Below are 11,499 nucleotides of genomic sequence, written 5' to 3'. Positions count from 1 at the left end.
GGGGCGTGGTCCGTAAGGCATAAGACAGGGCGCCTCATGGCCCGGATAAGGCGAGTTGCTGCTTCAAGTGCCGACCGCAGGCGTTCTCCACTGGCCGCTCTAGCCGATCTCGTGTTCGCGAGGTAGACTGCACAGAATTCTGTAATCTTTCCCCCAAGGAGCATCCATGGGCTTTTCTGCAAGTGACGTCGTGCCATTCACGCAAGCGCGCGCCAATCTCTCCGAGTTAGCTGACCAGGCCAAGGCCGGCTCAGAAAAGATCATCACCAAGAATGGCGAGAGCTTCGTCGCTTTGATTGATGCCGATCGGCTCGACTACTACCACCGGCTGGAACGTGAACGTATTCACTTGCTGCTGATCGATGACGCGAAGCGCGGGTTGGCGGACATCGCTGCCGGTCGCACCTATGGAGCGGACGCCGCCATCGCGCAGCTCCAACAGCGCCGAGCCGGCGCCTCGAGCGCGAGTGCACGTCGCGGCGCCGCGGCCACGGTCGCCAAGGCCACCAAGAAGCGTGGCTGAGGATGTCTACCGGGTCGAGCTGACCTCGAGTTTCCTGCAGCGGCTCGACTCCATCGAGGCGTTCCTGACCGAAGCAGACGCTGCCTTCGCCTTTGACGACCTGCTGGCGGGACTACGCACCACGGTCATCCCCAACCTGGCACGCTTTCCCCGAATCGGGCGGCGCTACCTGGACAACCCACCGCAATCAACCGAGGCCTTGGCTCAACTTGCCACGCTGCCGACTGGCGCTTTCGATGCTCTTCGTGAGTACTTGCACGGGGACTATTTGTTGCTGTACGCCGCCGTGGACGACAGCGCGACGGTTTATCTGCTGTCCATTCGGCATCACCGCCAACTCTCGTTTGATTTCGCGCGGCAGTGGCCTGCGTCGAGTTGACCAAAAGAGTCACTTTGCCGATTCGAAAAACGTCCATCCGGTCGTAGTGAAGATGGCCCGCCGTCGATTGAGTTCGTCCGCGCTCAGATGGCGATGACGCGGGGTTGATGCCCCATGCCGCGACTTGATGCACGCCTCTGCGTCCGCGCTCGCGCGGCTGTTGGGATATTCGGAAGAGAAACGAAAAAGGCCGGAAGCTCTTGGGCGCGGCGTAGGGGGTGGGTATCAGCGCGACTATCGCCAAATTAGGGGCGCACCCGGTTTGGGTGCAGATCGCGCTGGCGCGGCGTCCGAACCACAAGGGATCGAAGATTTGGCCCGCTTTTCACAACTGAGCAGGGCCTGGCCAAGCCCTACCGTGCCCGCGCTAAGCCACAACAAGGCTCGCTTGAGGCGGACCTCAACGAAAGTCGTCATGAACGGGTTCGTTCCGGCCTAGTTGTGGCGCTTGCTCGACGCGCCGCCGTGAGATTCGGCGTTGCGCGCGCAGGCATTCTGACGGCCCAAAGCGTATCGGCGTCGCAATTTGCCCACCGAAGGCGCGCATCCCACGACACAATTGCACACTTGCACCCCCGGCAGACGAAACATAACTGCATTTTTGCTTCAGTGTGATTTCAGAAATAACTGCAGACACCCCTATCTAGGATCTACAATAACTGCTGAATCTCAATACTTTCGGCACACGACAAATGATCGAACAGTTCGGAATCATCACGAACTGCACTGCGCGCAAACGAGCACTCGAACCGGTCGCCCGCCTGCGACCCGCGCAACTGAAAGGTGACGCGGCCAAGGTGGCCGACCGTTGGTGGTCTGCCACCGCCAACACGCAAGCCACGACCACGGCAGGAGAGTTGTACTTGGGCCGCGCGATGGCAGAGAGCAAGGCCGTCGCCGCCCAACTTCGCGGCTCCCTGCACATGATCTCTGCAGGCTTGGGCCTAGCCGCGAAGGACGATCCTGTCCCAAACTACGACATGACAGTGGCTAGCGGAGCGGGCTCTCTCGCGCCTGCACTCGCCGCGGCCGGTTCCAGCACGGCGGACTGGTGGCAAGAATTGAACGCACGCAAGGGCACGCCCTCGCCCGTGAGCCAACTGGTCAATCGCTCCAGTGCGACCCGTTTCCTGATCGCTCTGCCATCGGCCTACGTCGAAATGCTGGAATGCGATCTGGCCCAGATTGCGGACAAAGCGCTCTCTCGCCTGTGCATCTTCACGTCTACCAGCGGGGCCAAGTCGGTACCGCCTCGCCTGCAAGCTTGCGTCCTGCCCTACGACGAACGCCTGGAAGGCCAGCAAGGCTACGCCGGCACTCGCTCCGACTTCCCCCAGCGGGCCATGCGCCACTTCGTGGAAAAGCTCCAAGGCCACTACCTGGACAGTGCGCCCGCCCAGGCCGCGGTACGCCAAGCACTGGACCTCCTACAAAAGCCCACTATCCCCCAGCGCGTCCGTAAGACGGACGCAGAGATCCTGGACCTCATCCGCGCCCAGTGGTGCCACCACGCCGGCAGTTCGTCGCGCCTGCACCGACATCTCCGAGACACCGCCTTGGTCGCCTGTGAACAGGCGCGCTTCGGAGTTCTCTGGCGCCAAGTCAAAGCCGAGATGTCATGAAAGCCAACAAGCTTCCCGCTATAAAAGAGATCGTCATCCGCGCACTGCACACCACACAGGGGCAAGGGCTGGATGTCTACGCTTTCTTCATCAAAGGCGCTGACATCGTGCGCGTGGCAGACATCTCTCGCGTGGACCGAGACGAATCCGAGGTCTTGAAGGGCTTCCAGCGTCCCGAGATCCGCAGCCATGTGAGAGGCATCGTCGACTACCTGAACCAGGGCGACGTCCTCTTTCCGAACGCCATCATTCTGGCTATGTCGCCGCAGGTCCGCTTCACCGCATCACGCGGTACGCGCCCTACCGGCGACGAGGGCTTGGCACAGGCCGGTACGCTGACCATCCCCATCAATGAAGCCGGCCAACGTGTGGCCTGGATCGTCGATGGCCAACAAAGATCGCTGGCCCTAGCACAGGTCACGAACCGCAATGTCGCCGTTCCGGTGGTGGGCTTCGTGTCCGACAGCCTGGACTTGCAGCGACAGCAGTTCATCCTAGTCAACAAGGCACGTCCACTGCCCTCGCGCCTGATCAATGAACTGCTGCCCGAAACTAGCGGCATCCAACTGCCCAAGGATTTGAGCGCCCGCAAGGTCCCGTCGGAGATTTGCAACCTCCTCAACCGCGACCCCGAGTCACCGTTCTTCAAGCTGATCAAGCGCCCCTCGGATCGGAGCGACGTCGCGGCCATCGTCACCGATACCGCAGTCATCACCATGATCCGCAACAGCATGAACAACCCGCTAGGTGCACTGGCGCCCTACAAGGCCAGCGCGCGCGAGGGAGCTGACGTAAGCTCGATGTACCGCCTGCTCTTGAACTTCTGGATGGCGGTCAAGAACACGTTTCCGGAGGCCTGGGGCAAGGACCCTCGCCACAGCCGACTCATGCACTCGGCTGGCATCGAAGCCATGGGCGTCCTCATGGACCGCATCTACGCTCGCTTCTCCGACACCGATGGCACGTACGAGGCCGTCAAGAAGGAGTTGGAGCGCGTCGCTCCGGCCTGCCGCTGGACCAAAGGCCATTGGGAAACCCTGGGCGTTGCTTGGAATGAAATCCAGAGCACCCCGCGCGATATCAAGAAGTTGCAAGACGCACTGGTGCGCGCCTACACCACAAGCCCCACGAAATGAAGTTTTTGTATTCCGACACGCAGGACTACGTCGACCCTGCGTACGACTTTATCAATGACCGTAACGCGCCGAAGCGCGAGCGGTATTGGGGCGATGTCTATGCCCATGAAATGATGAATCCGGCCCCCTACGATGGGCTCCTGGTCTCGATGAGCGCCATTCGCCAAGCCGAAGGTGTGTCCTCCTCCAAGGTGCGCTATTCCACCAAGGAAGAGCAACGCATGTTGCGCGACGGCGCGCGCAAGTTCCTGCGCTATGACGGTCCCAAGTTCAAGGACTGCATGCTGATGGGCGATTGCGGCGCCTTCGCATACGTGGAACACGAAAAGCCCGCCTACTCCCCAGAAGAAGTGGTGGAGTTCTACATCGAAGCAGGGTTCACCCACGGCGTCTCGCCAGACCACATCATCTTTGACTGTGACCTCAGCAACCCGCCGAAATCCATGATGCCCGATGCGACACAGAAGCGCTTCCGCATCACCCTGGACAACGCCAAGGCCTTTTTAAAGCTCGTCAAGGAAGAAGGCTACCCCTTTGAACCCATGGGCGCTGTCCAGGGTTGGTCTCCCGCCAGCATGGCTGAGGCGGCCGTGGAACTGGAGGAGATGGGCTACAAGTATCTGGCCATTGGAGGTCTGGTCCCGCTTCGCGTGGACGCCATTCACGTGGTCTTGCGCGCCTTGCGTAATGCCATCAAGCCGGAAACCAAGATCCACCTTTTGGGCTTCGCCAAAGCCGACCAGATCCACGAGTTCACTGGCTACGGCATCACCAGTTTCGATTCCACCTCGCCGCTCATTCGCGCATTCAAGGACAACAAGTCCAACTACTACATGGGGTCCCCTACGGGAACCGGCCTGGACTACTACACCGCCATCCGAATCCCGCAAGCCATTGAGAACTTCCGCCTAGTGCAAGGCATCAAGCGAGGCATCTTCAGCGCCGAAGATCTGCAGCGACGCGAGCAAAAGGCACTCAAGGCGCTGCGCAGTTTCGACAAAGGCGAAGAAACCGCCGCCAAGACCCTCACCGCCGTGATGGACTACCACCGCTTCCTAGTCGAAGGCGAGTCCGAAGACACCGCCAAGCACGAGCGCGAACTCGCCAAGATGAGGGAACTCGTCGGTCGCACCCTGCAAGACGCCCCATGGAAGCGTTGCAGTTGCGACGTCTGCCGCAACGTTGGTGTCGAAGTCATCATTTTCCGCTCAAGCAACCGTAACAAGCGCCGTGGCTTTCACAACCTCGGCGTCTATCACAAGCACCTCAAAGCCACCATGGAGAACGCCCAGTGAGCAAATTCAAGTTCACCGCCATCCGCGCTCGTCAAGCCGACGGCCATGACGTGTTTTCCTTCGCGGCCACGCCAAAGGAAGTCCTGGCCTTTTCTGAGATCGAACGCGTCGGCCGCCAGGATGATGGCCAACTCAAAGGCTTCCAGCGGCACCAAATTGCCTCTCACATTAAGGAGATCCGTGACTACTTCACCCGTGAAGACGCCCTGTTGCCCAATGCGGTCATCATCGCGTTCATCGATGGCATCAAGGCCAAAGACCGCGGCAACGGTGTCGTCGATATTGAAATCGATGCCACCAAGACCAAGCCTGGCTTTGTCGTTGACGGCCAGCAGCGACTGAGTGCCCTTTCCGGCCTCGATAAGCCGGGTTTCCAAGTATTCGTCTCCGTCCTGGTCTGCAAGGACTACAACGAACTGCGTCAGCAGTTTGTCCTGATCAACAACACCCGGCCACTTCCCAAGACCCTGATCTACGAACTGCTGCCGAACGTGGAGGGCCTTCCCGAGCGGTTCACCGCGCGCAAGTTCTCGGCCCGAATCGTGGATCGCTTGAACTTCACGCGGGGTTCGGCCCTGTACGGCGAGATTCGGCAGCACACCAATCCCAGGGGCGTAATCAGCGACACCGCCATGCAGAAGTTGATCATGAACTCGGTCTCGGACGGGGCCGTTCGAGACTTCATTCGCCTGGATGACTACGAAGACCGGGCCTTCGAACTCGTAAACGAGTACTTCGAAGCCATTCGCATGGTCTTCGGCCCTGAATGGACGGGCATGACGCCGCGCACCTCTCGCCTTAAGCACGGCGCAGGCATCGTCGCCATGGGCTTCGTCATGGAGTTGCTGTACTCCGCAGAAGGTGCAACCAGGCGCGACCAGTTCGCCGCGGCGCTGGAACTCATTAAGCCCTATACAGCCTGGACCAGCGGGCAGTGGAACTTCAGCAGTGAAGACATCTGCCCCTGGAACGGCATTCAGAACACCCCGGCGGATATCGACGTCTTGTCCAACCATCTCGTGCGGTTGACCAAGCGTGCCCTCCGCAAGAACCGCCTTGTTGCAAACGGATAAAGCCATGAACTCCAAAGCACTTGTCCTCTTCTCCGGTGGCCAGGACTCCACCACCTGCCTGGCCTGGGCGCTGGAGCGCTACGACCACGTTGAAACCATCGGTTTTGACTACGGGCAGCGCCACGTCGTCGAGCTGGAGTGTCGCAAGAAGGTTCTGGAGCGCCTGCGCTCGCGCTTCCCGCATTGGGCTCCCAAACTCGGTGATGACCACATGCTGGACCTGTCCGTGCTCGGACAGATCAGCGATACTGCCCTGACGCAAGACAAGGCCATCGCTTTCAGTAAGAGTGGTCTACCCAACACGTTCGTGCCCGGAAGAAACATTCTCTTTTTCACCTTTGGCGCGACCGTTGCCTACCGCCGCGGTCTCGAGGTGTTGGTCGGTGGCATGTGCGAGACCGACTACTCCGGCTACCCCGACTGCCGCGACAACACCCTGAAGTCGCTTCAAGTGGCCATGAGCCTCGGCCTGGATTCGCCCATGGTCGTCGAGACCCCCCTCATGTGGCTGGACAAGGCCGCCACTTGGGAGATGGCGAGAGATCTCGGCGGCGAAGCACTGGTGGAACTGATTCAGCAGGACACCCACACCTGCTACAAGGGCGATCGCTCCAAGCAGTACGACTGGGGCTACGGCTGCGGCGATTGCCCAGCCTGCGAACTACGCAGCAAGGGCTTTGCCGCCTACAAGGCCGCCGCATGACCTACAGCGTCAAGGAAATCTTCTACACACTGCAAGGCGAAGGCGCCAATGCCGGTCGCCCAGCCGTATTCTGTCGCTTCGCCGGGTGCAATCTATGGAGTGGAAGAGAGGAAGATCGCGCGACCGCCGTCTGCACTTTCTGCGACACAGACTTCGTCGGCACCAACGGCACCGGCGGCGGCAAGTTCCGCTCGCCGGAGAGCCTAGCCGCCGCCATCGAGACGCAATGGCCCTCCGCAAAGCGGGAGCGACGTTTCGTCGTACTCACTGGGGGCGAACCCCTCCTGCAAGTGGATGCCAAGTTGGTCTCAGCCTTGCACGACAGAGGATTCACGATCGCCATCGAAACCAATGGAACGCTTACTCCCCCTGAAGGCATCGACTGGCTCTGCGTCAGCCCCAAGGCGGACGCCCCGCTCGCCGTGAGCGGCGGGCAAGAGCTCAAACTGGTGTACCCCCAGTCCGGGGTTGATCCTGCTCGATTCGCGAGCCTCAAGTTCGACAACCTGTACCTGCAGCCCTTGGATGGCCCTGACCGATTGGCAAACACCGCCGCGGCGGTTGCCTACTGCCAGGAGAATCCTCAGTGGAACTTGAGCGTTCAGACCCACAAGATGATTGGCATCCGATGATCTACGAACTGAGCCAGAAATTCTTCTTCGAAGCTGCCCACACGCTGAATCGAAACATTGACGCGGCAGGTAGCAGACGCATTCATGGCCATACCTACCACGCCGAAGTGACCCTGATAGGTGTACCGGATGCCAAGTCAGGAATGCTCCAAGATTTGGGCATTGTGCGTCGCCACATTGAAACCGTGCGCGAAATGCTGGATCACCAGTTTCTGGACGATGTCGAAGGCCTGGGACCAGCGACGCTGGAGAACCTCTCCAAGTTCATCTTCACCCATTTGGTCTCGAGTTGTCCGCATTTGGTTGCGGTCGCCGTGGAGCGACCGGCCAGCGGCGACAAGTGCGTATTGCGCAAGGAGCGAAAGGCGGAGCCTCCAGCAAGCGCCACAATCGTCGAGACGCATGGGCCGCTGGCCATGCATGCCTAACTTGGAGCCGAGATAGTTAGGCCGGGCGTTAGACCGCATGGACCTAGGAACGCCATAGCGATGTGCACCCGCAGAGGAAGAGGCGCCTTAGCTCAGGAAATTGCGAAGGCCGACGCTATGCAACTGGAGGACGAACTACTCGGTCGCGAGGGTATCAGCATCCAAAGCGCCCATTCGATCTTTCGGCAGGCCCTGAACGAAGGAGCCGGGGCGCCATCTCGAGGCGCATTCGACGCGACATCAGACGCTCTCGCAAGACCTGCTGAAGAAGTCGGAGGCATCATAAAAAAGACGCGCCATCGACCTTATTGACACTGGCGGTGTGCACGTTGTCACACAATCGTCTAACCACACTTTCACCAGCTGAAAAACCAGTGCTCAGTTCGCACATAATTGTTCTGATTGTCAACTGATTAGGCGACGAGACAAGGGTTCGCACGGCGCCTGCTCTGTGAACCCTGAGAGATCGCCATCGTTCTCGCGGGGATCGAATTGTGACCTTTGTTGTCTCGAATGACGCTCTGGAATTGGGACTTGGCAGACTGATAGAGCAGGGCAATCAGATATCAACGGTAGAGTTTTTTGATCACCCGGGTGAAGGTGGTCGCCTCCTTCACAAACTGCCAACTCGGGGGCTTCAACCACGACGACTCGAACTCCAGGCACGTGTGTACGTCTGCGACGATGAGGGTCGCTGGCTGGCGGGAAGAATCGTTGAAATCCTGGACAATCGCGTCGAAGTTAGGATCGGCCCCAAACAGAGTGTTGAGGTCCCGGTCACCGAAATCATGATTCGGTGGGGTAAGCCCATCGCCGATCCCGTCCCCTTCCTGGCGCAACTAACGACCGAACCGGTCGTGGCTTCGAATTCGCGCCGCCAGTTCCTGCAGGAAGCGATTCACCAACGAGCGCTTGGCGCTGGCATCGACGGACTACTGTCGAGCGCAGTGGAGTTGGAACCGTACCAGATGGCAGTGGTCCGTCGTGTGCTGACCGACCCTGTTCAGCGCTACCTGCTGGCTGACGAGGTAGGACTCGGAAAGACGGTCGAAGCCGGGGCCATCATCAGGCAGCACGTCATTGATGACCCACAGGGTCACCGAATCACTGTCGTCGTACCAGAGGGCCTGGTTTCCCAGTGGCGGCACGAGTTGACGCATCGATTTCACGTTGGACCGCCCTATCTGGATGATTCCATCCAGGTCGTGCATCTCGGCACTGACGATCTGGATTCCGCATTGTCGGGTGCGCGCCTAATTGTGGTCGACGAAGCGCACCACATCGTCGGACGCCATTCGGATCCGGGCGAACAGTACGCCGATCAACGCGAAGCGGTCCGGGTGGCCTGCCACAGGGCGGAGGCATTGCTCTTGCTGTCGGCGACTCCCGCCATCGCTGACGAGGACAGTTTCTTCGAATTGATGCAGTTGATTGATCCCGATGTCTACCCGCCCGAGGAGCGGGAAGCGTTTCGCCAGCGCATTCAGCACCGCCACGAACTTGGCCAGTTGATCGCGGGCTTCGAACCGGATGCAATGGACTTCCTGGCCGATGACGGTCAGCGCCTTTGCGAGTTGTTCCCGCAAGATGAGCACCTGGCTCGCTTGGTAGGAAATCTGACTCCGATCGCGCGAGCGGCAAGCGATCCCGCACAACCCGATCTGGTCGCAGCCGTCCAAGCCATCCGTGAACATCTTAGCGAGACCTACCGACTCCATCGACGCATTCTTCGCAATCGTCGAAAAAACGTCCAAGGCGTCGTCACTCCCATACGCAATGGGGCGACGACGGTGGAGTACCACGACGCGACCGCAGGTGTCGTTGCCCAGTTGATCGATCAATGGCGCCTGGTATTTGCGGGGACAGAAACACCGGATCAAGCCGCTGTCTACCTGGCCTGGATGCGGGCCCTGTTGGAAACGCCTGCAACCCTCCGAAGCCTCGTCGACTCGTACACCAGTGATTCAAGTCGCCAGAGACAACTTGAATCCGACAGCCTTCGACAACTGCAAGCCCAGTTGGAACACTGGAACCCGCAAGCCGCACGCCTACTTGCGCTCGATGATGCGCTCGCGCGAACGGACGTCGAATCCAAAGTCGTTATTTTCTGTACTTCGCAAGAAACCGCTGACGCCTGCTTTGAACATTTGAAGTTTCGCCATAGTGGCCGCGTGGTGCGACATAACATCGCCGCGGATGATGAAGAGTTCGACGACGCGCCTGCGGAATGGACGCGCTTTCTGAGTAAGCCTGACTGTAGATACCTCGTGTGTGACGCGCGCGCTGAGGAAGGACTCAACCTTCAGGGGGGCAAGAAGGTCGTGCTGCATTTCGACCTGCCCTTCTCCCCGAATCGCATCGAACAGCGCATTGGCCGTGTCGATCGATTCGGCTCAGGCGACCCCATCGAGACCGTGGTGCTTGCCTGCGCCGACAATAAAGCCGAATTGGCGTGGGCCCACTGCGTCACAGATGGTTTCGGTATCGGCGATCAGTCGATCGCTTCGCTCCAGTATCTGGTCGATGCCCAGATGGATGGACTTCAGCAGGTCCTCTTTACCGACGGGGCTCAGGCTATCGTTGCGCTCAAGGATCGCCTCGGGAGCGATAGCGGTGAGATCCGCCGCGAATTGAAGCGTATTGATGAGCAAGACGAGTTGGAAGCCCTGCAAACCAACGAGGAGGAGCACGGCTTTGACGACCTCTTCGACATGGATGCCGATTGGGAGCGGATCCGTGGCTGTGTCGAACCCTGGCTTCAGCACGGCTTGCAGTTCAACCGACTGGTAGAGAAAGACGGGCGGCCAACCATCGATGAAGTCGTCCGCTACTGGCAGACCCATTCCACACTGATCACCCGCAGTCGCCTCCAGGCAGATTTCACGGGCGCGCTCGACACGGAGATGGGACGTCGCAATCAAGGTCGACTCACCACCCAACGTTTCGCCTACCGACGCCAGACCAGTGTCAATCGATCGACACACCTGATGCGCGTTGGGGATTCACTGTTCGAGGGGCTGCTGCACGCGGCGATGACGGAAGACCGGGGGCGGGTCGCGGCCATCTGGCGTTCGCACCCACGTTACAGGCCGATCTCCGGTGCGCTCGATGTTTTTTTCCGGTTGGATTTCGTCGTAGAGGCCGACCTGGCCCCCGCGCTAGAACTGTTTCCCCGTGACTCTTCCCATGACGGCCGACGCAACACACTGCGCCGGCGCATGGACCTTGCACTCGCGCCACGTCACCACAGCGTCTGGCTCGACCGTTCATTGCAACCGGTTGAACAGGACTTCATCGACAAGTGGCTGGATCTTCGAATTGCACAGGGCGAATACCCGCGGGATGTAGACATCGGTGCGACGGCTTGGCGTCGATTGCGCGAAGGGCAGGCAACGGACATCCTGCGCGACTGGCCCGACCTCGTAGCGAAGGCCGGTGGCGTCGCGCGCGACCAAGTGCTCCAAGGAGCCCTCCATCGGGACCACGTCGAGGAGTGCGTCGCACAGATGAAATTGCGGGACGAGACCACCTTGGTGCGACTGGAGAGCCGACTCGCCACACTGCGCGGCCATGAGAAGGAACTGGAGACCGGGCGCGTTGCATTCGAGAAATTGCTGAATGCCCAATTGCTAGAAGGTGTGCAGCAGCCCAAACTGACGCTGGACGCGATCAGCGCAGTCTTTCTTGCCATGAAGCCATTGGGCTAAA

10 protein-coding genes are annotated in these 11,499 nt (G+C 59.8%); all 10 read left to right on the top strand.

What is annotated here, in order from left to right; all coding sequences use genetic code 11:
• Positions 1-166 precede the first annotated feature (166 nt).
• The 10 genes from QTI66_RS26225 (at position 167) to dpdE (ending at position 11,498) form a co-directional block, all read left to right on the top strand.
• The gene (locus QTI66_RS26225) at positions 167-523 is read left to right on the top strand and encodes a type II toxin-antitoxin system Phd/YefM family antitoxin (protein WP_286563050.1); all 357 of its coding nucleotides are present in this window, start codon (positions 167-169) and stop codon (positions 521-523) included.
• The gene (locus QTI66_RS26220) at positions 516-902 is read left to right on the top strand and encodes a type II toxin-antitoxin system RelE/ParE family toxin (RefSeq protein ID WP_286563048.1); all 387 of its coding nucleotides are present in this window, start codon (positions 516-518) and stop codon (positions 900-902) included. The genes QTI66_RS26225 and QTI66_RS26220 overlap by 8 nt, the downstream gene beginning before the upstream one ends.
• Positions 903-1,765: 863 nt before the next feature.
• Positions 1,766-2,524, top strand: a complete 759-nt coding sequence (locus QTI66_RS26215) for a hypothetical protein (RefSeq protein WP_286563047.1) — start codon at positions 1,766-1,768, stop codon at positions 2,522-2,524.
• Entirely contained in the window at positions 2,521-3,660 is a 1,140-nt protein-coding gene (gene dbpB / locus QTI66_RS26210; RefSeq protein ID WP_286563045.1) for a DGQHR domain-containing protein DpdB, read from the top strand. The genes QTI66_RS26215 and dbpB (QTI66_RS26210) overlap by 4 nt, the downstream gene beginning before the upstream one ends.
• Positions 3,657-4,955, top strand: a complete 1,299-nt coding sequence (gene dpdA, locus QTI66_RS26205) for a tRNA-guanine transglycosylase DpdA (RefSeq protein WP_286563044.1) — start codon at positions 3,657-3,659, stop codon at positions 4,953-4,955. The genes dbpB (QTI66_RS26210) and dpdA overlap by 4 nt, the downstream gene beginning before the upstream one ends.
• Positions 4,952-6,028, top strand: a complete 1,077-nt coding sequence (gene dbpB, locus QTI66_RS26200; RefSeq protein ID WP_286563043.1) for a DGQHR domain-containing protein DpdB — start codon at positions 4,952-4,954, stop codon at positions 6,026-6,028. Before dpdA ends, dbpB (QTI66_RS26200) begins: the two co-directional genes overlap by 4 nt.
• A 4-nt stretch (positions 6,029-6,032) precedes the next feature.
• Entirely contained in the window at positions 6,033-6,731 is a 699-nt protein-coding gene (gene queC, locus QTI66_RS26195) for a 7-cyano-7-deazaguanine synthase QueC (protein WP_286563042.1), read from the top strand.
• Positions 6,728-7,363 (top strand): 7-carboxy-7-deazaguanine synthase, encoded by a 636-nt coding sequence (queE, locus tag QTI66_RS26190; protein WP_286563041.1) that lies wholly within the window; start codon positions 6,728-6,730, stop codon positions 7,361-7,363. Before queC ends, queE begins: the two co-directional genes overlap by 4 nt.
• Positions 7,360-7,791, top strand: a complete 432-nt coding sequence (locus tag QTI66_RS26185; RefSeq protein ID WP_286563039.1) for a 6-carboxytetrahydropterin synthase — start codon at positions 7,360-7,362, stop codon at positions 7,789-7,791. The genes queE and QTI66_RS26185 overlap by 4 nt, the downstream gene beginning before the upstream one ends.
• 494 nt (positions 7,792-8,285) lie before the next feature.
• A complete protein-coding gene (gene dpdE, locus QTI66_RS26180; protein WP_286563038.1) occupies positions 8,286-11,498 on the top strand; it encodes a protein DpdE in 3,213 nt (1,070 codons plus the stop codon).
• Position 11,499 lies beyond the last annotated feature (1 nt).

Source organism: Variovorax brevis (assembly GCF_030317105.1).
GTDB lineage: Bacteria > Pseudomonadota > Gammaproteobacteria > Burkholderiales > Burkholderiaceae_C > Variovorax > Variovorax brevis.
Note: the sequence above shows the minus strand (reverse complement) of the source record. Positions and strands in the feature narration are given on the sequence as shown.